The following is a 20843-nucleotide window of genomic DNA, read 5'->3' on the forward strand; positions in this document are numbered from 1 at the left end:
ACGCGAAAGTTGTGGAGAAGCCGCAAAGGCCAAATGGACGCGGGTTTCGCGCCGGGGCTACAATCTCTACCGGGCGTGAGGCTCGGCCTCCGTACGGGAGGGCTTCGCAGATGGAATTGCTGGTGGCTTTGCTTGGAGTGGCGGTGGGGGCGGTGGTCGCCTGGCTCCTCGCCGCGCGCCGATGGGAGGGCGCGGTGCGCGAGATCAACGCGCGGATGGAAGAGCGCGAGCGCAGCTTTGCCGAGCAGCGGGCGCTGCTGGAGAGCACCGAACGCCAGCTCTCCGACACTTTCCGCGCGGTCGCCACCGAAGCCTTCGAGGCGAGCCACGGCAGCTTCCTTACGCTCGCCGATCAGAAACTGGGCTCGCTGGTGAGCCCGGTGAAGGAATCGCTGGGCAAGCTGGACCAGCAGATCCGTGAAATCGAAGGTGCGCGCCGCCAGGACTACGGCGCGCTCGGCGAGCAGGTAAATTCGCTGCTCGCGGCGCAGAAGGAGCTGCGCGCCGAGGCCGCCAATCTGGCGCGCGCGCTGCGCGCGCCGACGGTGCGCGGCCGCTGGGGCGAAATCCAGCTCAAGCGGGTGGTCGAGATGGCCGGGATGGTCGAGCGTTGCGACTTTTACCAGCAGGCGACGGCCGTCGGCGAAGACGGCCGCTTGCGCCCCGACCTGCGCGTCCAATTGCCCGGCGGCAAGAACATCATCGTGGACGCCAAGGTGCCCTTGCAGGCCTATCTGGAAGCGCTCGAAGCGCCGACCGAGGAGGCGCGCCAGGAGCGGCTGCGCCGGCATGCGCAGCAGGTGCGCGCGCATCTCAACCAGCTCGCCTCCAAGGCGTACTGGGACCAGTTTCAGCCGGCGCCTGAGTTCGTCGTGCTGTTCCTGCCCGGCGAGCCGTTCTTCAGCGCGGCGCTCGAGCAGGATCCGGCGCTGATCGAGCAGGGTGTCGCCCAGCGCGTGATCCTGGCTACACCGACCACGCTGATCTCGCTGCTGCGCGCGGTGGCCTACGGCTGGCGCCAGGAACAGCTCGCCGAGAACGCGCAGCGGATCAGCGAGATGGGGCGCGAACTGGCTGATCGCTTCGCCACGATGGTCGAGCATCTGCGGCGCGTCGGCGCCTCGCTGAAATCGTCGGTCGGCGCGTTCAACGAGGCGGTCGGTTCGTTCGAGGGACGGGTTCTGCCGTGGGCGCGGCGCCTGCGCGAGCTGGGCGTGGTCGGCAAAAAGGAGCTCGGCGATCTCGAGAAAATCGACGTCACGCCGCGCGAGCCCGCCGCTCCGCCCGAGGAAGCCAACGGCGTGCGCGCGGCGAAGTAGCGCGCGCCGAGGCTACTGCGTCTCGAGGTCGGAGGGCGGGGGCGCCTTGAGCTGGCTGCGCGCGCGTCCTTCGGCGATCCAGAGTTCGACCTCGCGCCGCTCGCGCGCGAGGAAATTCGCAACCGCGCGGCGCATCCCTTCGTGCGCGACGAAATGCGCGCTGCGGGTGAGCGCGGGATCGAAGCCGCGCAGCCACTTGTATTCGCCACCCGCGCCGGGCTCGAAGCGCTTGAGGCCGCGCGCGATGCAGTGCTCGATGGCGGCGTAATAACAGACATTGAAATGCAGGTACTTGAGCTCCTCGAAGCATCCCCAGTACCGCCCGTACATCACGCCCGCCTTCTGGAGGTTGAAGGTGCCGGCGATAAGCTTGCGCCCGCGGTAGGCGCACACCAGGCAGATGTGGCGTTTGAAGCGCGCGCGCATCTCGCTGAAGAACTCGCGCGTGAGGTACTGCCGCCCCCAGTAGAGCTTGTCGATCGTCGAGAGGTAGAGATCAAACATCGGCCCGAAGATCGAGTCCGGAATCTCGTCGCCGCTAAAAACGCGGATCGTCGCGCCCTGGGCGACGAGCGCCGCGCGTTCGTGGCGCACCGCGTAACGCCGCTTGCTCTTGAGCGCGCCGATATAGTCGTCGAAGCTCGCGAAGTCCGCGTTGCGCCAGTGGTACTGGTAGCCCAGCCGCTCCATGAAGCCGAGCGTGCGCAGAACTTCGGCCTCTTCGGGCAGGCAGAAAGTGACATGTGCCGAGGACAGCCGGTTGTCGGCGCAGAGCTGGATGAGGGCGCGGCCGAGCGCGGCGACCAGCCGCGCGCGGTCGGCGCCGGGTGCGGTCAGGAAACGGCGCCCCGTATGCGGCGTGAACGGCACGCCCACCAGCAGCTTGGGATAGTAGCGGATGCCGGCGCGTGCTGCGGCGTCAGCCCATCCGTGATCAAAGACGAACTCGCCCATGCTGTGGCTCTTGAGATAGAGCGGGCAGGCGGCGAGGATGCGGCGCGCCTTGCCACCGCGGATCACCAGGTGGCACGGCGCCCATCCGCTGGCGCGCGCCGCGCTTCCGGAATGCTCCATCGCGAACAGCCAGTCCCAGTCGACGAATGGGCTGTCCTCGTCGGCGACGAGCGCGTTCCATTCCGCACGCGCGATGCGCTCGATGCCCTCAACGACGTCGACTTCGATCGTGGCGGCTTCCTCGCTCATCGCCGGTCCCCCCTCCAAGGCAGCTTAGCCTCGCCCGCTATCCGCGCAAAGCGCTTACCCTGCGGGCTCCCCTCGCCGCGCGGGGATTTGCTATTAATCAAACAGGGCGCTTTCGGCCCCTCTGACCTGGCGATGAGCGACGAACAGCATCGCATAACGGAACGGGCGCGCCGGCGCGACGACGACGGCGCGGGCGGCGGCGGCCGCATCCCGGGCGGCGACACCGTAGTCGAACGGCGCACGCGGCCGGAGACCCGCACCAAGCGGCCGCCCATGTACAAGGTGATCCTGCTCAACGACGACTACACGCCGATGGAATTCGTGGTCGAAATTCTCAAGCAGGTTTTTCACAAGCCGCACGCCGAAGCGACCCGCATCATGCTTCACGTGCATCAGAACGGGATGGGTGTGGCGGGGGTTTATCCGTACGAGATCGCCGAGACCAAGGTGCGCACGGTCGAGGAGTTGGCGCGCGAGAGCCAGTACCCGCTGAAGTGCGTGATGGAGAAGGCGTAGGACGGCCGGGCGTGCTACACTGATCGAGGATGAACAGCACGCTATCGAAGCGCAGGGGGCGGCGTCCCGGGGGCCGGGGATAGGGGCGATGCCGGCCTCGGGTGTGATGCTGAGCCGCGAGTTGCAGGTCACGCTGCAACTGGCGATGACCGAGGCGCAGAACCGGCGCCACGAGTACGTCTGCCTGGAGCATCTGCTCTATGCGATGCTCCACGACTACACGACCAGCAACGTGCTGCGCCACTGCGGCGCCAATCTCGACACGCTGCGCCGCAAGCTTCAGGGCTACCTCGACGAGGAGCTCGAGCAGCTTCCGCGCGGGCGCGATTTCGCGCCGCGCTACGCGCTCGGCGTGCAACGCGCGCTCCAGCGCGCAGCGCTCCATGCGCAGTCGGCCGGACGCGCGGAGATCAACGGACCCGCGGTGCTGGTCGCGATGTTTCACGAGGACCAGTCCCTGGCGGTGAACTTCCTCGAGGAGGAGGGCGTCACCCGCTTCGACGTGATCAACTTCATCTCTCACGGCGTCTCCAAGGTCGGCGCCGACGAGGAGCGCAGGGTGCGCGGCACCGACGACGGCGAGGCCGAAGAGGAGCGCGAGGAGGCCGAGGGCGAGGACGAGGAGGAGGGCGGGGCGCCGAAACTGTCGCCGGCACGCGCGCTCAAACGCTACGCGATAAATCTCGCCGAGCGCGCAGCCAAGGGCCAGATCGATCCCCTTATCGGGCGCAAGCACGAGGTCGAGCGCGCCATCCACATCCTCTTGCGCCGGCGCAAGAACAACCCGGTGTTCGTCGGCGAGGCCGGGGTAGGCAAGACCGCGCTTGCCGAGGGGCTGGCGCTGGCGATCCATGAGGGGCGCGTGCCCGAGGCGCTTAAGGGCGTCGAGATCTACGCGCTCGATATGGGCGCGCTGCTCGCCGGCACGCGCTTTCGCGGTGATTTCGAGCAGCGGCTCAAGGCGGTGATCAAGGCCGCCAGCGGCAATCCCAAGATCGTGCTCTTCATCGACGAGATCCACACCATCGTCGGCGCTGGTTCGGCGTCGGGCTCGACGATGGATGCCTCCAACTTGCTCAAGCCGGCGCTCGCCTCGGGCGAGCTGCGATGTATCGGCTCGACCACTTACCAGGAGTACAAGCGCTCGTTCGATCGCGACAAGGCGCTCGGCCGGCGTTTCCAGCGCATCGACGTCGCCGAGCCCAGCCAGGACGAGGCGATACAGATCCTGAACGGCCTCAAGAGCTACTACGAAAAGCATCACAACGTGCGCTACACGGCGCCCGCGATCCGCGCCGCGGTCGAGCTTTCCGCGCGCTACATCAACGATCGATACCTGCCCGACAAGGCAATTGACGTGATGGACGAGGCGGGAGTGGCGGCGCGCCTGCGCGCCGGCGGCCCCGAGCCGGTGACGGTTGGCGCGCGCGATGCCGAGCGCACGGTGGCGCGGATGGCGCGGATTCCCGAACGCACGGTGTCGTCAACCGACCGCGCGCGGTTGCAGAACCTTGAAACCGAGCTCAAGCAGGTCGTCTTCGGCCAGGATAGCGCGATCGAGGCGGTGGCGCGCGCGATCAAGCTGGCGCGCTCGGGCCTGTCGCATCCCGACCGCCCGGTCGGCGCGTTTCTGTTCGCCGGCCCCACCGGCGTCGGCAAGACCGAAGTCGCCCGCCAGCTCGCGCGCGTGATGGGGGTGGAATTCCTGCGCTTCGACATGAGCGAGTACATGGAGCGCCACACGGTCTCGCGGCTGATTGGTGCGCCGCCGGGCTACGTCGGCTTCGACCAGGGCGGGCTGCTGACCGACGCGATCAACAAGAATCCGCACTGCGTGCTCCTGCTCGATGAGATCGAGAAGGCCCATCCGGACCTCTTCAGCATCCTGCTCCAAGTGATGGACCATGCGACGCTGACCGACAACAACGGGCGCAAGGCCGACTTCCGCAACGTGATCATCGTGATGACGACCAACGCCGGCGCGCAGGAGCTGGCGCGCACGATGATCGGCTTCGGCACCGGGGTCAATGTCGGCAATCCGCGCGCCGCCATCGACCGAATGTTCAGTCCCGAATTCCGCAACCGGCTCTCCGCGATCATCGAATTCGCCGGGCTCAGCCCCCAGATCATCGCGCGCGTGGTGGACAAGTTCGTCGGCGAGCTGGCCGAGCGCCTGGCCGCACAGAAGGTGCGGCTCGAAGTGTCGCCGGCGGCGAGGAAATGGCTCGCCGAGCGCGGCTTCGACCCGCGCTTCGGCGCGCGCCCGCTGGGGCGGCTTATCGAATCCGAGATCGCGCGCGCGCTCGCCGACGAGGTGCTGTTCGGCGCGCTCAGCAAGGGCGGCGTGGCCAGGGTCGATCTTGCCGGCGACAAGCTGATTTACGCCTTTGCGTCCGCAGCCGTAAAATCGTCTGCGCCCGCCGAACCGGCCGACTGACGATCTGGTTTCCGTCATTCCCGCGCCTATCTGGCGCGAGCGAGCGAGAGGCCGAGAACCTGCGGCCTACTGCTTTTTCGCCGCTTCGGCTTCGACCAGCTCCTTAAGCCGCTTCATCACGCGGTCGAGCGCGCGGGCGTAGCGCTGCTTGGTCCAGGTCTCTTTGGTCCGCATCTTGAGCCAGCCGAGCTTGACCGCGTCGGGCTTGTTGCCCATCTCGCCGGTCGAGACCTCGATCACGGCGCGCTCTTCGGACGTGAGCTGGGCGAGCACCTCGCGCTTGAGGCTTTGCAGGAAGCCGCCCTTGAGGTCGATGTCGATCTTGGTCGTCATGGCGTCGCCCCGATATTCCGAGCCTAGACCTCGCGCCTAAGCCGCTCAATCGCCTTGACAGCACGCGGGCAGCGGGCTAGGCGGACGGCCAGGAGGAATCGCGAGCGTGATGAAACATTTCAGCGTTGAGCGCCATGAACGCGTCGAGGTATGGAGCTACCGCAACGAGCCGATGAATTACTTCGTCGCGCCGGCCGCCCGCGAACTGCTGGAGCTTATCGGCCGTGCCGAGGCCGACGCCGAGCTGCGCGCGATTGTGATCACCGGCGCTATCGAAGGCAAGTTCATCACCCACTACAGTGTGGACGAGCTGGCGCGGATGGCGGCCGACCCGGGTGAGTGCGCGCGCGTCTTTCCCGAGATGGAGGCCGGATTTCATCGAATGCTGGATCGGTTGATGCTGATGCCCAAGGCGGTGATCGCCGCGATCAACGGCGACTGCATGGGCGGCGGCTACGAACTGGCGCTTGCCTGCGACCTGCGCCTGGCCGCCGACGGCCCCTACCAGATTGGACTGCCCGAGGTTGTGCTCGGCATCCTGCCGGGCGGCGGCGGTACCCAGCGACTGCCGCGGCTTATCGGGCGGGGCAGGGCGCTGGAGGCGATGCTGTTCGGGACGGCGTACGCGCCGCGCGAGGCCGAGCGGATGGGAATGGTCAACCGGGTAATTGCGCCGGACACGCTGATGGCGTTTGCGACGGGATGGGCGCGGACGCTGGCGAAGCGGCCGCCGCGCTCGATTGCCGCGATCAAGCGCGCGGTCCATCTGGGAGCCGACCTGCCGCTTGCCGAGGGCTTGTATATTGAGCGCGCCGAGATGCGCGACGTGATGTGCAGCGACGACGCGCGTCTTATGATGAACGCCTACAACGCGGCGGTCGCGGCCGACCCGATGAAGGCGCGCAGCGATTTCCTCGCGGGCGTCGGCGTCCCCGACGCCCAGGGCCGCTGACACGCGCGGCGGCCGGCGAGTCTCGCTACCTGCGCGCCCGCGGGCGCCTGAGGAACAGATCGAGCAGCTCCTCGCGCCCGACGTAGGCACTGATCTCGGCGAGCGTGAAATACACGCCGAACACCAGGCTTATCCCGAGCGATACCGCGAGCAGCCGATGTGCGCCCATCTGCTCGGTGACGAAGCGAACCGCCTCGCCCAGCGAGCCCCGCGCGCGCCATGCGTCGATGATGCGTTCGATGTATCCCAGAATGAGCACGCCCAGCCCGTAGGCCACCGTCTTGTAGATCACCGCGACGAGCCGCGGCGAGTGGGCAAAGAGCCGGCCGAGCGGCGTCTCGTCAAAGAGCAGAACGACCTTGGCCGCGATGAAGGCGCCGACCAGCGCGCGTCCGAAGGTGCTTATTTCGATCGAATACTGCGCCAGTGCAAGCTTGACGATCAGCAGCACCAGCAGAAAGCCGACGAGAAAGAAGAGAAAGACCGGACGGGCCGCGGCAAACTCGCGCCGCAGCCATCTCCAGCTTGAACCGAGGCTCACGACCGGTGCGTGCGCCGGCGGGCGACGCTGCCGCGCTGTCAGACCGCGAGCGCCAGGTGCAGTGCGAAGAGCGAACCGATAGCCGCTGCGAAATACAGGACCACGCCGAGCGCGGTTTCAAGGTGCTTGATCCGCAGGAAATCGACCAGGGTCAGGCGAATCCGGTGGGCGGCATGGAAGAAACCGAAGAAGCACAACACCACCAGGTAGATGCGCGCGAGCGGATGCTCGACCAGATGGTGCAGCTTCTCGTAGCCCGGATCGGCGACCACGCCGAGCGGGATCAGGATACCGAAGAGCAGGATGTGGATCGGCAGCAGGTAGCCGGCGACAAAGCCGCCCGTGCCGAACAGGAACCAGACCGCCGGTTCGTTGGCGCGCTTGCCCATTTATGCCCCCAGGATGAAGAACGCCACCACTACCGTGGCGACGACCCACACGATATAGCTCGGCAGCGCCGCGGCGGCCTTGGAGACCGGATGGCCGCGATGGCGCGGATAGACCGCGCGCGGCACCAGGTTGCACCAGGTCACCGTGTGCAGGAGCAGGAAGAGGAAGGTGATGAAGTTGACCACCACCATCAGCGGCTGCTCCATCCAGGCCTCGAAGGCGGCGTAGCTCGCCTTGCCCGCGGCCAGCGCGCAGACTTGGAGCAGCGTCACCACCAGGAAGTAAGCGACGAAGAGGCTGGAGAACTCGCGCAGGATGAATTTCAGATAGTTGAAGCGCCCGAGCCACCACCAGTTGGAAAATGCGCGATGGTACTCCCGCGGCTGGTATTGCGAATAAACCGGCATCGCCTCACTTGCCTCCCCACGGCATCAGCAACGACTTGTACCATTCCTTGGTGGCGGTGAGCTTGAACTCCTGGATGGCGAGCGAGGGATCGACCTCTTTGGGGCAGACCTCGGAGCACTCGCCGATAACCGTGCAATCCCAGATCCCGTCGTGCTGCGAGAGGATGTCGAGCCGCTCGTCGGCGCCCTGGTCGCGCGAGTCGAGGTTGTAGCGCTCGGCCAGCGCGAGCGCGGCGGGTCCGATGAAGTGCGGATCGATCCCGTACACGGGGCAGGCCGAGTAGCACAGCATGCAGTTGATGCAGTGGCTGTATTGCTGGAACTGGCCGAGTTGCTCGGGCGTCTGGAGATACTCGCGTGCCGGCGGCGTGGTGTCCTTGCGGATGATCCAGGGCCGAATCTTCGAGAGCTTCTCGAGGAAGTCGGTCATGTCGATCACCAGATCGCGCGCGATTGGAAAATGGCGCAGCGGCTCGACTCGCACCGGCCCCGGCACGAACTGGATGAGCTGGGTCTCGCAGGTCAGCCGCTCGTAGCCGTTGACCACCATCCCGCAGCTCCCGCAAATCCCCATCCGGCACGACCAGCGGAAGGTGAGCGAGCCGTCGAGGTTGTCCTTGATGTAGTTGAGCGCATCGAGGACCATCCAGTCCTTGCGCAGCGGGACCTCGTAGCGCGTGAAATGCGGCGCGGCGTCGTTCTCTGGCGAGTACCGCGCGACCTCAATGACTATCGTGTCCGCCATCTGTCGACTGCTCTCCGTAGACCCGCTTGCCCGGGGGCCAGCGCGTGATCGTCACCGGCAAATATTCGACCGTCGGGCGGCCGTACTTGCCCTTGTAGACCAGCGAATGGGCGAGGAACTTCTTGTCGTCGCGCTCGGGGAAGTCGGTGCGCTGATGGGCGCCGCGCGACTCCTCGCGCATCAACCCGCTTTGCACGATGGTTTCGGCTACGTCGAGCAGGAACCCCAGCTCGAGCGCCGCGACCAGTTGGGTGTTGAAGGCGAGGCTGTGGTCGTCGAGCGCGATCCCCTTGTAGCGCTCCTGGAGCTCGGCGAGCCGGGTGGTCGCCTGTGCCAGCGAGTCGCGATGGCGATAAATTCCAGCGCCGGCCTCCATCGCGTGCTGCATCTCCGAGCGCAGCGCGGCGATCTTCTCGCTGCCGCCGGTCTTGCGCAGGTAGTCGCGCTCGATCCGCCGCTCCTCGTCGGCGCCCAGTGCAAGGACCGGATTGGGCCCCGGCATCGCAGCCTCCGCCGCGTACTGGGCGGCCAGCTTACCGGCGCGCGCGCCGAACACCAGCAGCTCGCCGAGCGAGTTGGAGCCCAGGCGGTTGGCGCCGTTGAGGCTGACGCAGGCGGCTTCGCCCGCCGCGAACAGCCCCTTAATCGGCGTGGCGCCGTTGGTGTCGGTGTGGATACCGCCCATCATGTAGTGCTGGACCGGGCGCACCGGGATCATCTCGTGCACCGGGTCGATGTTCTCGTACTTCATGCACAGCTCCCGCACCATCGGGAGCTTGGCGTTGATCTTCTCTTCGCCGAGATGGCGCAGGTCGAGATGGACCACGTCGCCGTAAGGCCCCTTGATCGTGCGCCCCTTCTCCATCTCCTTGACGAAGGCCTGCGAAAGCCGGTCGCGCGGTCCGAGCTCCATACTGCGCATCACCGGCTGCGCCTGCGGTTTGCCCAGGTTGTAGTCCTGGAGGTAGCGGTAGCCGTCCTTGTTGTAGAGCAGGCCGCCCTCGGCGCGGGCGGCTTCGGTGATCAGAATGCCGGTGAAGGGTAGGCCGGTGGGATGGTACTGAACCATCTCCATGTCTTTGAGCGGCGCGCCGGCCTCGTACGCGAGCGCCATCCCGTCGCCGGTGCAGATGTTGGCGTTGGTGGTGTAGGGGAACACCCGTCCGCATCCGCCAGTGCAGATGATCACCGCCTTGGCCATGATCAGCCGCACCTTGCCGCTCTTGAGTTCGATCGCGACCACACCGCAGGCGCGCCCGTCCTCGACCAACAGCTTGGTGACGAAGGTCTCGTCGTAGCGCACGACCGGATAGCGCAGCGAAGTCTGGAAGAGCGTGTGCAGCATGTGGAAGCCGGTCTTGTCGGCGGCATGCCACGTGCGCTTCTTCTTCATCCCGCCGAACGGGCGCACCGCGATCTTGCCGTCGGGCTGGCGGCTCCACGGGCAGCCCCAGTGCTCCAGGCGGAGCAGCTCCTTGGGGACTTCGTTGACGAAGATCTCAACCGCGTCCTGATCGCTCAGCCAGTCGCCGCCAGAGATGGTGTCATAAGCGTGCTCGTCGAGCGTGTCGTCGTCGCCGGCCACCCCGGCGGCGCCGCCTTCGGCGGACACCGTGTGGCTGCGCATCGGGTAGACCTTCGAGACGACCGCGACGCTGAGCTTGGGATTGGTTTCGGCAACGGCGATTGCGGCGCGCAGGGCAGCGCCACCGCCACCGACCAACAGCACATCATGCGAAGACGTTTCCACGGCAGTTTCCGACCTCGGTGTGCGCCACCATATGATAAGCCGGGCTACTTCTCAACCGTATTGATGCATAAGCCGGCTTGGAATTCGAACCCCGGTTCGCCCGCCTTGCGCCGGCCACAATCGGCGCGTCGATGGCACTCGCCGGCACCTCCCCACCGCCCAAAAACGGCGCGAGTATAGCGCAGGGCATACCGGCTGCCAAGAAAACGGCGTCTTCGCTTGGCGCTTCGCTATTGCGCGGCTGATGCGCTAGGTTCGGGCAAGCCCGGATGCGGGTTCAAGCGAGCAATCAACGGAGGCATCGCGATGGCCGAACGGATACTGAGCAAGGACGAAATTGCTGAGATGGAAAAGCTCACGGTCGACCGCCTGGTCGAAACCATCGAGCGCGGCGACCCCGAGGGCGCCAAGCGCCTGGCGCGCCGGATGTACAACGAGTTCCTCAGCATGCACGACCTCTATCGCAACTGGGCCGCCGCCACGTTGAGCTTCATCGGCCGGCGCTTCGGCGACAAGGTGCTGGAGGAAGCGATGGAGGCAGGGGTGAAGTCGTGGTGGCTGCCCAACCTGGAGAAGATGCCCGACGACCTGCGCGCGCGGGTCAAGATGTTTGCCGCCGGCCTGCGTGCCCATCTCCAGCCGCTGCATATCGAGGAGGACGACGAGAAGATCGTCATCCAGATGCGACCGTGCGGCAGCGGCGGACGGCTGGTGCTCGAAGGCAAGTACGAGGGGCCCGACGCATTGCTCACCGTCAAGGGCAGGCAGTTCCTGACCTACGGACGCGACGACTTTCCGGTGTATTGCGCGCATGAGCCGGTGATGGAGCGCCAGGACATCGAGGCCCACGGCGCGCCGTTCGTGGTGGTCGAGCCGGCCCACGAGATCGGCAAGCAGCACTGCAACTTCATCATCTACAAGGACCGTTCCAAAGTGCCGGCGAAATACTACGAGCGGCTGGGGCTGAAGAAGCCGGAGGCCGCAAAATAGTCCTGCGAGGTCAGCTTCCAGCGATGGCGCGAACGCCGCAGCGCAGAGCCTAGGGAAGGCCGGAGCCGGGCGCCGCCGAATTGAGCCCACCCGACGGCGCGGGGCCGCCACTGACCGGGCTGTAATTGACCGCCTGCGGCGGCGCGGCGTAGCTCGGCGAGGCAGTGCTGCTGAACGGATGGGTCACGCTGTAGAGCCCCCTGAGCAGCGACATGCCCCATCCGCTGGCGCCCACCAGGTTGGTCGTCTTGTTGTACAGCGACGGGTCGTTGACCAACAGCCCGAGCGTGCCCTGGCCATCGTTGACCTTGTCGAGAATCTGGCGCAAATCCTCCGAGGAGCGGCGCAGGTTGCCAAGCAGTTCGCCCGCATAGCGCTCGTCCTCGAGCAGCTGCGGCAGCGCACCGTTCGCGTTGTTCACCCGGGCGACCAGCGCGTCGAGCTGCCTGGAGGTCTGCTCGAGCCGCATCGAGGTCATCCGCAGCGAATTGGCGGCGGAGGCGAAGTTATTGATGATCCGCCGGCCGTCGGTCTGCGGGCTCAGCATTGCACCGAGCATCCCCTGACCGCGATTGACGCGCTCGATGGTGAGATTGAGCTGGCCGGAGATGCGCGCCGCGTTGTCCATCGTCTGCTGGAGCGAGGCCAGCGTAAACTGCTTCTCGTTGGGATTGGCGGGCCCCTTGATCAGCTCGGCGAGGACGCCGTGACCGCGATTGATTGAATCCAGCAGCTCGCGCACCGACTCTGAGATCGCGATGATGTTGGCGACGAGGTCGCTGGTGCCGCGGGCCTCGAGCAGCGCGGCGTAGTTGACCGGGTCCTGGCTGTGGAGCAGCGCGCCGGGCTGAACCGAGGGCGCGGTGGGCGAGCCCGAGGTGAGCAGGAGGAACTTGTCGCCTAACAATCCCATCGATTCGATTTTGGCCACCGAATCCGCGCGCACGCGCGGCATCGCGTCGTCGCGCACGGAGATGTAGACGACCACGAAGTTGGCGCGCGGATCCTTGGGAAAGCGGATCTTCGCCACGTTGCCCACGTTGACGCCCGACAGATAGACCGGCGCGCCGCTCTGCAGCCCGTTGACACGCGAGAAGTGCGCGCGCAGCTCTTCAGTGCCGGTCAGCCAATGGGCGCCGCCGCCGATCGAGAAAATCGCCGCCGCCAGGATCACCGCCCCCACCAGCATCAGAACGCCCACACGCAGTGAATGTGTGCTCGCCGCCACGGTCGAAACCTCCTGTGCTCAGAATGCGGCCCGCAAAAACTCCCGCATTAGCTCGTCGCCGGTGGCGCGCACCTCGTCGGCGGTGCCAATGAAGCGGATGCGCCCGTGATCGAGCAGCGCGAAGCGGTCGCCCACCGCAAAGGCGCTTTTCAGATCGTGGGTGACCACAACCGAGGTAAAACCGAGCCGTCGTTGCAGGCCGCGGATGAGCTCGTTGATGTGCATGGTGACAATCGGGTCGAGACCGGTGGTCGGCTCGTCGTAGAGCACCGCGCGCGGCTCGAGCGCGATTGCGCGCGCCAGCGCCACCCGCTTCTTCATCCCGCCCGAGAGCTCGGCCGGGTAGAGATGCTCGGTGCCCTTGAGGTCAACCATCGCAAGCAGCTCGGCGACCCGCGCGCGCATCTGCGTCTCGCTCAGCTTCGTATGCTCGCGCAGCGGGTAGCTGATGTTGCCGTACACGGTGAGCGAGTCGAACAATGCGCCGAGCTGAAACACCATCGCCACCTGCTTGCGCACCTCGTACAGCTCGTCCTCGCCAAGACCCTCGAGCAGGCGGCCGCCGACGCGCACCTCGCCCGTGTCGGGCGCGACCAGGCCATTGAGATGGCGCAGGATGACGCTCTTGCCCTCGCCGCTGCCGCCCAGTACCACCAGTGTTTCGCCCTCGTAAACGTCGAGGTTGACGCCGCGCAGCACGGGCTTGCCGTTGAAGCTTTTGTGCAGCCCGCGCACGCTGATGAACGGCTGGGGCGCCCCGTTGTTCTCCATCACATCGCCAGGAACAGTTTGGTGAGGAAGAAGTCGGAGACCAGCACGCCGATTGAAGCCGCCACCACCGCCGAGGTCGTCGCGCGGCCGACGCCGTCGGCGCCGCCGCTCGCGCCGAGCCCCTTGGCGCACGCGATGATGGCGATGAGATAACCGAAAAACAGCGCCTTGCCGAGCCCGCTCATCAGATCGCCAAGCCGCGTGTTCTGCACCAGTGAGTTTACGAAGTAGTCGGCGGTCAGCCCGAGCTGGGTGACCGCGATGAGCAGGCCGCCGAGCAGGCCGACCGCGTCCGAAATCACCGTCAGCACCGGCAGCATCATCAGCGTCGCCAGCACGCGCGGCACTACCAGCTTTTTGACCGGGCTGGTGGCCAGCGCGCGCATCGCGTCGATCTGTTCGGTGACCTTCATGCTGCCGAGCTCGGCGGTGATCCCGGCGCCGACCCGCGCACCGATCATCAGCGCGGTCAGCACCGGCCCCATCTCGCGGAACAGCGACAGGCCCATGATGCGGCTGATATAAATCTTGGCTCCGAAGCGGCTGAGGAACTGCCCCATCTGCAACGCCAGCACCATCCCGGTGAAAATCGCGGTAAGGTTGACGACGTTGAGCGAGCGGACGCCGACGTTGTCGAACTGCTCGATCAGGAGGCGGCCTTCAAAGGGGCGCCGCAGCGCCTGGCGCGCACAGTCGCGCGTAAGCAGACCGACGTCGCCGACTTGTTCAAGGAACCGCTGAAGGGATTGACGCATCGTGGCGCGTGACCTAACAGCCTAAGCGATGGATCCTGCCGCGGCAACCGGGTTTCTCCGCGCGCGGCTGCCAATGAGATGAAAGCAGGCACTGCGGATTCGACGCTGTTTGTTTACGGCTCGCTGCTCGACGCGGCCCATCGCGCCGAGGTGCTCGGGCGCACGGTCGCCGCGACGCCCGCGCGAATCGTGGGCTACGAGCGCCGCCGCGGACGCCACTTTTACCTGCTCGCGCGCGCCGGCGCCGAGACCGAAGGGCTCGTGCTGAGTGGGCTCGAAGCGCGCGACTTCGAGGTGCTCGACCGCTACGAGGAGGTGCCGCAGCTCTACACACGGGCGCGCGTCAGCGTAATCGGCCCCGGCGGCGCGCTCGAATGCTGGGTGTATCTGCCGAGCGCCGCGATACTGGAGTAGACTGCCGGCGGTGCCGGCTCGGGTTCACGCCTTGGCGTCGGCGGCTTGTGGGCGGGGGCCATCGGGCTTTTTGATCCCGAACTTGTCAAGCCGGTATTGCAACGTGCGGTAGCTCATCCCGAGCAGCTTGGCCGCCTTGGCGATCACCCACTCCGCGCGCTCCATCGCCTGCAGGATAAGATCGCGTTCGAACTGCTCGAAGTTGATGCCCTCGCCGGGGATCTCGAAGCGCTCGCTGCGGGCGCGCTCGCTGCCGCCGCCGCGCCCGAGCGTCTTGCGCGCCAGAACCTCGTGCGGCAGGTCCTTGGGCATGATGCGGTCGCCCTCGCATAGCAGCAGCGCGCGCTCGATTGCCGATTCGAGCTGGCGCACGTTACCCGGCCACGGATAGTCGAGCAGCACCTCCATCGCCTCGCGGCTGATCTCGCGCACGCGCCCCTGGGCGAGGTGGGCGAACTTGTGATGGAGCGCGTGCTCGGCGAGCAGCGGGATGTCCGAGCGGCGCTCGCGCAGCGGCGGCAGCGTGATGGTGACGACGTTGATCCGGTAGTAGAGGTCCTCGCGGAAGCGCCCCTCGGTGACTTCCTCGGCGAGGTTGCGGTTGGTGGCCGCGACCAGCCGCACATCGACCCGGATCGATTCGTTGCCGCCGACGCGGCGCAGCTCGCGCTCCTGGAGCACGCGCAGGATCTTGGATTGCAGCCCGATGTTGAGGTCGGCGATCTCGTCGAGGAACAGGGTCGATTTATCGGCGGTTTCGATAAGGCCGATCTTGCGCTCGGTGGCGCCAGTGAAGGCGCCGCGCTCGTGTCCGAATAGCTCGTTCTCGATCAGGTTGTCCGGGATCGCCGAGCAGTTGATGGCGACGAATGGGCGCGCCGCCCGCGGCGAGAGGCGGTGGATGCTGCGCGCGATCACCTCCTTGCCGGTGCCGCTCTCACCCTGGATGAGGACGGTCGAGTTTGACGGTGCGACCTTGCGCACGATGCGGATCACTTCCTGGATCGCCGGATGCTGGCCGACGATGCCCTCGATCTCGAACTTGCCCTCCAGCCGCGTGCGCAGCAGCATGTTTTCCTGCGCCAGGCTGGCCAGCTCGGCCGCCTTGGTCACGGTCATCACCAGCGTCTCGCGGTCGGTCGGCTTGGTCAGATAGGAGAACGCGCCGGTCTTCATCGCTTTGACCGCGCTGTCGATAGTGCCGTGGGCGGTGAGCACGACGACCTGGCTCGCCGGATGGGCCTGGCGCACTGCGGCGAGCAGTTCCTCGCCCGACATCCCGGGCATCATCAGGTCGGTCAGCACAACGTCGAAGCGCCCCAGCGCAAGCTGCTCCATCGCTCGCTTGCCGTTGGGCGCCTCGTCCACGCGAAAGCCCTCTTCGCGAAGGGTCTCCGCGGTGATTTGCCGTTCGAGGTCGTTGTCCTCGACTACCAGTACCGATGTCTGCGTCATGGCTGCCTGTGTAGTTCAGCGCGCGGAAGGATGAAAGTCACGACGGTGCCGCGGCCGAAGGGATTGGGTCCGATCGCGATGCTGCCGCCGTGGCGCTCGACGATCGCCCGCGAGAAAAACAGCCCCAGGCCGATTCCTTCGCGCTTGGTGGTGAAGAACGGCTCGAAGACGTGACTGGCGACCTCGGGGTCGATGCCGGCGCCGGTATCGCTGAAGGTGATCACTTCGCGCGAGCCGTCGGCGCGAAACGCGATCCGCAACGTGCCGCCTTCTGGCATCGCCTGGATCGCGTTGGCCACCACGTTGATGAAACAGGCGTGGAGCTTCTCGGCGTCGACGTTGAGCACCACCGGCCCGCCGTCACCCTCCTCGGAGGCCTCGATGGCCTGGCTGCGCAGCTTGGAGTCGGACAGCTCGAGCACGTTGCGCACCAGGGCGCGGATATCGGTGGGCGCGGGATGGATCTCGATCGGGCGGCCATAGTTGAGGAAGCTTTGGATCAGCTCGGAGAGCCGATGGACCTCGTCCTTCATCACGCCGAGCTGGCGGCGGAAGTCGTCCTGCCCGGCGGGCAGCTGCGGCGCGTAGCGTGCGCGGAGCTGGTCGATGGCGAGGCTGATGAAGTTGAGCGGATTTTTAATTTCGTGGGCGAGGGCGCCCGCGAGCTGGCCCAGCGCGGTGAAACGCTCCAGCCGGTTGAGCTCGGCCTCGCGCTCGCGCGCGCGGCGCAGCTGCTCGACCATCTCGTTGAAGCTGCGGGTCAACAGCCCGATCTCGTCGCGCCGATGAGCCTCGGGCACCGGCTCCAGGCCGCGAGCCGCGATATTCTGGGCCGCTGCCGCCACCGTGTGGATCGGCTCGACGTAGCGGTCGGCCAGCACGTAGGCGAAAACCAGCCCGATCGCGAAGATTGCCAGCGCGACCGACAGCAGGTGAATACGATGTTCGGCGAGCGGACGCGCGAAGTCGGTAAAGTCGGCCACCACCTGAACGTAGCCCAGCAGATGGTCCTCGACCTCCACCGGAATCAGATAGACGGTCTGCTTGCCCTCAGGGCCCATCGTGAAGGCCGGCACCGCCTGCGGACCGCCGCCGGCGTTCACCGAGACCGTGCGCACGGCGTTGGGATCGATCGCCTCGCCGATCAGCGCGGGGTTGGAGCTGTTGATGATCAGGTCCTTGCTTGATGCGATCGACACGACCAGCCCGTTGGTGTGGAGCGAGTTGACGTAGTTCTGGAGGCGGTCGCGGTCGATCGCGCCGACCGAGGTCAGCTCCTGGACGCTGATCTGGATGGCGCTGGCGAGGTCCTTGACGTTGTCCTGGGTCGCCTCGACGATGCGGGTCTGGGTATTGAGGCTGACCAGCAGCTCGGCGCCGAGCGTCAGCCCCAGCAGCACCACCATCAGCGCCATCAGCTTGGCTTTGAGGTTAATGGTTGGAAATGCGAATTCCATCGTCGTGATTGACGCGCCCCCGCCGGCGCGCCACCCGGGCGCGCGGATGCGGCGGGCGATTGGGTTGGCCGATTCTCAGGTCGGGCTGCTCTCGCGTCCGCGAGTAAACGTAATCATCCGCATCGCGTAGATCGCCGCCGACAGCGCTAACACCAGCCACACCAGCTTCTCCAGCCCCCCGATCCATCCCACCGCCGTTTCCAGCTCGTTGCCGAAGACATAGCCGAGCGAGACCACGATCGGCACCGAAATCAGCGCGCCGGCGACGTCGTACATGAAGAAGCGCAGCGGCTTGACCCCAAGCGAGCCGGCGGTCAGATACACCAGCGCGCGCAGGCCGGCGAGAAAGCGGGCATAAAGAATCGCGCGATGGCCGTGGCGCTGCATCAGCTCCTTGAGCCATTCGATCTGGCGCTGCGAGCGCGGCCGTGCCAGGCCCAGGTAGGCGACGAAGCCGGTGCCGAAGCGCCGGCCCAGGAAGAATAATGAGTGATCGCCGGCTACCACGCCCACCAGCGCGACCAGCAGCGTCACCGGATAGCGGATTATCCCCCGATGCACCAGGAAGCCGCCCGCCAGCAGCGCGACGTCCTCAGGGATCGGCAGACCCATCCCGCACAGCACGAGGATGACGAACAGGCCGAGGTAGGTGAAGTGCTGCAGGTAGGCCGAGAGCAGACCCGTCAAGCGTCAGTCTCCGTGGCCCCAGTGGTCGCGCAGGACGCGGCGGATCTGCTCGATCGGCAGCCCCTCGTCGGCCAGCTTGGCCGCCTCGACCGCTTCGCCGGTGCAAATTGGACACTGCGCGCCGTGCTGGTCGCGGTAGCAGTCGAGCAGGCTCTGATGGCCCAGCTCCTTGTCGCAGCCGCAATAACAGTGCAGCTGCGCGAGCAGCGCCGGGTTCTTGGCCGCGATCTCATAGGCGGTCCGCGCCTCGCCGCTAAATAGCGACGGATCCAGCGTCGGGCTCTTCTGCTCCTCCGGCGCGGGCGAGTCAGCCGCCGAACGCATCGTCCATAGGCCGACGCCGACGAACAGCATCGCCAGCGCCGCGACGGCGGCGAATATCCACGGGCGCCTGTTGCCTGTCGCTCCGACTTTGCCTTTGGCCATGGTCCGTACCAGCCCCAACTATAGCATTTCGACGACCTGCGGGCTGCGTTGGGCGAAAGAGTACAGGGCGGCCGGGCGATGGGGCCCGCGACGGGTCGCGCCCAAGCGGCGCAGGATGCCCATCGAGAGGATCCGGCGGCGAAAGTTGCGCCGATCTATCGGGCGTTCGAGGATGGTCGCGTACAACGTCTCGAGTTCGGCAAAAGTGAAGGTCTCAGGCAGCAGGTTGCAGGCGATATTGGTGTACTCCAGCCTGGCCTTCAGCCTGCGCAGCGCGTATTCCGCCATCTGCGCGTGATCATACGCAAGCGCGGGCAGCGCCGAAACCTCGAACCAGCGCCCGGCGACGTACTTCGCGCCGGGCGGTGCGGCCACGCGCCGCGGATCGCCGATCAACGCCATGTAGGCTACCGAGACGACATGCGCATGCGGGTCACGCGAAGGGTCGCCGAAGGTGAAAAGCTGCTCGAAGTAGGCGTCGACAATGCCGGTGGAAGCGGCAAGCTCGCGTCGCGCCGCCTCGTCGAGCATCTCGCCCGTGCGCACCAGGCCGCCGGCGAACGCCCAGCGTCCGCGCCCCGGGCCGCGACGCAGCTGAACGAGGTAGGTCTTGAGCCTGCCGCTCTCGATCGCGAACAGCACCGTGTCGACGGCGACCTTGGGCCGTGCCGCGCGATGGTTGCGCACGGGTGCCGATGCTTCACCCCGCGCGACAACGCTTCTGGACGCGGCCTCGGCCGTAGCCATCTCCTGAGCCCTCGGTTTTGGGGGAGGGGGGGCGGGCCGGGATCAATCGAGCAAACACTAATGTTTTTCTCTGCGCTTGCCCGACTGATCGCGCCTGTGAAAACGGAGCCTTTCTTGCCCCCCTACGCGCCCAGTTCGAGCATCCGCTCCAGCGCCCGTTTGGCGCCCTCGCGCACGTCATCGGCGAGCGCGATCTCGTAGCGCAGGTTCTGCAGCGAATCGACCACGCCGCCGAGCGTTATCAGCTTCATGAAGCGGCAGAGCTTGCACGCCTTGTAGAAGTGTTTGTTGGGAATCTCCATCAGCAGGCGGTCGGAGAGCCCGCACTCGGTGACCACCAGGAACTTGTCGGCCTCGCTGGCCTCGGCGTAGCGCACCATCGCGCTGGTCGAGAGCACCGCGTCGGCCAGCCGCAGTACGTCCTGGCGGCACTCCGGATGGGCCAGCACCTTAAGCCCGGGGATTCCGCGGCGCACACGGTCGATCTCGTCGGGCGTGATCTGATGGTGGACGTAGCAGTTGCCGTCCCACGAGATGATCCGCTTGCGGGTCTGGCTCTGCACGTAATTGGCGAGGTTCTGGTCGGGCACGAAGAGCACGTTTTCGGAGTCGATCGCCTCGACCACCTTGAGCGCGTTGGCCGACGTGCAGCAGGCGTCGGAGAGCGCCTTAACGTCGGCCGTGCAGTTGACGTAGGAGACGACCTTGAGGTCGGGGTAAAGCTCGCTCAGCTCGGCCTTGCGCTCGGCCAGCGCCTCGGCGGTCACGCTGTCGGCGAGCGAGCATCCAGCACGCAGGTCGGGCAGCAGGACCATCCGTTCGGGGTTGAAAACCTTGGCAGTCTCGGCCATGAAATGGACGCCGCAGAAAACGATCACCTCGGCGTCGCGTACCTCGCGCGCCTTGCGCGCCAGCTCCAGCGAGTCGCCGATAAAGTCGGCGACCTCGAAGATTTCCGGGCGCTGGTAGTTGTGCGCGAGCACCACCGCCGCGCGTTCGGCTTTGAGCCGGGTAATCTCGGCAATTTGCTCGGCGAAACGCTCGCAGGTGGCAAGGTCGTAGCCGTCATGGCCGAGCGGGGCGAGCTTGCGCTGAAGTTCTTGGGCGGCGCTGGATGCACTCAGGGACTGGGGCTGTAAAGTCATCGAAGCCAATCCTCGCAAGCGACGCGGACTCCAGCGGAGGCCGGAGTTTGCGTCAATTTGACGCTTAGTCTAGCAAAGGCCGGCTTCGCCTCGCAAGGACCGAGCATCCGCGAGACGGGAACGCTTGGGTCGAGCACGATCAGCTATTCGCCCTCGCCAAGGGCGAGTGAGATCG

General features: G+C 66.4%; 22 protein-coding genes. 6 read left to right on the forward strand and 16 right to left on the reverse strand.

Going from position 1 to position 20843, the window contains the following annotated elements; translation table 11 throughout:
* Positions 1-110: 110 nt before the first annotated feature.
* On the forward strand, positions 111-1319 hold the full coding sequence (locus VFB33_14780; GenBank protein HZO82957.1) for a DNA recombination protein RmuC: 1209 nt from the start codon (positions 111-113) through the stop codon (positions 1317-1319).
* Positions 1320-1331: 12 nt separating this feature from the next.
* Here the strand turns inward: VFB33_14780 and VFB33_14785 are convergent, their stop codons facing one another.
* Positions 1332-2522, reverse strand: coding sequence for a GNAT family N-acetyltransferase (locus VFB33_14785; protein ID HZO82958.1), 1191 nt, complete (start codon positions 2520-2522; stop codon positions 1332-1334).
* Positions 2523-2654: 132 nt separating this feature from the next.
* Here VFB33_14785 and clpS point away from each other — a divergent pair, with 132 nt between their 5' ends.
* Entirely contained in the window at positions 2655-3038 is a 384-nt protein-coding gene (clpS, locus tag VFB33_14790; GenBank protein HZO82959.1) for an ATP-dependent Clp protease adapter ClpS, read from the forward strand.
* Positions 3039-3126: 88 nt separating this feature from the next.
* A complete protein-coding gene (gene clpA, locus VFB33_14795) occupies positions 3127-5475 on the forward strand; it encodes an ATP-dependent Clp protease ATP-binding subunit ClpA (GenBank protein HZO82960.1) in 2349 nt (782 codons plus the stop codon).
* 66 nt (positions 5476-5541) lie between these two features.
* Here the strand turns inward: clpA and VFB33_14800 are convergent, their stop codons facing one another.
* Entirely contained in the window at positions 5542-5808 is a 267-nt protein-coding gene (locus VFB33_14800; protein ID HZO82961.1) for a hypothetical protein, read from the reverse strand.
* A 109-nt stretch (positions 5809-5917) separates the two neighbouring features.
* Here VFB33_14800 and VFB33_14805 point away from each other — a divergent pair, with 109 nt between their 5' ends.
* The gene (locus VFB33_14805; GenBank protein HZO82962.1) at positions 5918-6760 is read left to right on the forward strand and encodes an enoyl-CoA hydratase/isomerase family protein; all 843 of its coding nucleotides are present in this window, start codon (positions 5918-5920) and stop codon (positions 6758-6760) included.
* 25 nt (positions 6761-6785) lie between these two features.
* On the opposite strand, the gene VFB33_14810 is transcribed toward VFB33_14805, so the two are convergent.
* The 5 genes from VFB33_14810 to frdA are packed head-to-tail and all read right to left on the reverse strand — an operon-like array spanning position 6786 to position 10593.
* The gene (locus VFB33_14810) at positions 6786-7301 is read right to left on the reverse strand and encodes a hypothetical protein (GenBank protein HZO82963.1); all 516 of its coding nucleotides are present in this window, start codon (positions 7299-7301) and stop codon (positions 6786-6788) included.
* Positions 7302-7339: 38 nt separating this feature from the next.
* A complete protein-coding gene (gene frdD, locus VFB33_14815) occupies positions 7340-7690 on the reverse strand; it encodes a fumarate reductase subunit FrdD (GenBank protein ID HZO82964.1) in 351 nt (116 codons plus the stop codon).
* Positions 7691-8098, reverse strand: coding sequence for a hypothetical protein (locus VFB33_14820; protein HZO82965.1), 408 nt, complete (start codon positions 8096-8098; stop codon positions 7691-7693).
* A 4-nt stretch (positions 8099-8102) separates the two neighbouring features.
* A complete protein-coding gene (locus VFB33_14825) occupies positions 8103-8843 on the reverse strand; it encodes a succinate dehydrogenase/fumarate reductase iron-sulfur subunit (protein HZO82966.1) in 741 nt (246 codons plus the stop codon).
* Entirely contained in the window at positions 8821-10593 is a 1773-nt protein-coding gene (gene frdA / locus VFB33_14830) for a fumarate reductase (quinol) flavoprotein subunit (GenBank protein HZO82967.1), read from the reverse strand. The genes VFB33_14825 and frdA overlap by 23 nt, the downstream gene beginning before the upstream one ends.
* A gap of 306 nt (positions 10594-10899) precedes the next feature.
* Here frdA and VFB33_14835 point away from each other — a divergent pair, with 306 nt between their 5' ends.
* The gene (locus VFB33_14835) at positions 10900-11583 is read left to right on the forward strand and encodes a hypothetical protein (protein HZO82968.1); all 684 of its coding nucleotides are present in this window, start codon (positions 10900-10902) and stop codon (positions 11581-11583) included.
* Between the two features lie 49 nt (positions 11584-11632).
* Here VFB33_14835 and VFB33_14840 read toward each other — a convergent pair whose 3' ends face one another.
* From VFB33_14840 to VFB33_14850, 3 genes are read right to left on the reverse strand one after another with little or no spacing between them, the layout of a single operon-like run.
* The gene (locus VFB33_14840) at positions 11633-12811 is read right to left on the reverse strand and encodes an MlaD family protein (GenBank protein ID HZO82969.1); all 1179 of its coding nucleotides are present in this window, start codon (positions 12809-12811) and stop codon (positions 11633-11635) included.
* Positions 12812-12829: 18 nt separating this feature from the next.
* Positions 12830-13582: an ABC transporter ATP-binding protein gene (locus VFB33_14845; protein HZO82970.1), complete on the reverse strand. Its 753-nt coding sequence runs from the start codon at positions 13580-13582 to the stop codon at positions 12830-12832.
* Positions 13582-14337, reverse strand: coding sequence for an ABC transporter permease (locus tag VFB33_14850; protein ID HZO82971.1), 756 nt, complete (start codon positions 14335-14337; stop codon positions 13582-13584). The genes VFB33_14845 and VFB33_14850 overlap by 1 nt, the downstream gene beginning before the upstream one ends.
* A gap of 78 nt (positions 14338-14415) precedes the next feature.
* Between VFB33_14850 and VFB33_14855 the strand changes: the two genes are divergently transcribed.
* Positions 14416-14751, forward strand: coding sequence for a gamma-glutamylcyclotransferase family protein (locus tag VFB33_14855; protein ID HZO82972.1), 336 nt, complete (start codon positions 14416-14418; stop codon positions 14749-14751).
* 24 nt (positions 14752-14775) lie between these two features.
* Here the strand turns inward: VFB33_14855 and VFB33_14860 are convergent, their stop codons facing one another.
* From VFB33_14860 to nadA, 6 genes are all read right to left on the reverse strand, one after another.
* Positions 14776-16206 carry a sigma-54 dependent transcriptional regulator gene (locus tag VFB33_14860; protein ID HZO82973.1) on the reverse strand — a complete coding sequence of 477 codons (1431 nt, stop codon included), beginning with the start codon at positions 16204-16206 and terminating at the stop codon, positions 14776-14778.
* Positions 16203-17663, reverse strand: a complete 1461-nt coding sequence (locus tag VFB33_14865; protein ID HZO82974.1) for an ATP-binding protein — start codon at positions 17661-17663, stop codon at positions 16203-16205. The genes VFB33_14860 and VFB33_14865 overlap by 4 nt, the downstream gene beginning before the upstream one ends.
* A gap of 75 nt (positions 17664-17738) precedes the next feature.
* Positions 17739-18350: a DedA family protein gene (locus VFB33_14870; protein HZO82975.1), complete on the reverse strand. Its 612-nt coding sequence runs from the start codon at positions 18348-18350 to the stop codon at positions 17739-17741.
* A gap of 3 nt (positions 18351-18353) precedes the next feature.
* Positions 18354-18776 carry a CYCXC family (seleno)protein gene (locus VFB33_14875; protein ID HZO82976.1) on the reverse strand — a complete coding sequence of 141 codons (423 nt, stop codon included), beginning with the start codon at positions 18774-18776 and terminating at the stop codon, positions 18354-18356.
* A gap of 18 nt (positions 18777-18794) precedes the next feature.
* Positions 18795-19463: an NUDIX domain-containing protein gene (locus VFB33_14880; protein HZO82977.1), complete on the reverse strand. Its 669-nt coding sequence runs from the start codon at positions 19461-19463 to the stop codon at positions 18795-18797.
* A 182-nt stretch (positions 19464-19645) separates the two neighbouring features.
* Positions 19646-20668: a quinolinate synthase NadA gene (gene nadA, locus VFB33_14885; GenBank protein ID HZO82978.1), complete on the reverse strand. Its 1023-nt coding sequence runs from the start codon at positions 20666-20668 to the stop codon at positions 19646-19648.
* Positions 20669-20843: the final 175 nt, after the last annotated feature.

This window comes from Candidatus Binataceae bacterium (assembly GCA_035650475.1).
Lineage (GTDB): Bacteria > Desulfobacterota > Binatia > Binatales > Binataceae > JAKAVN01.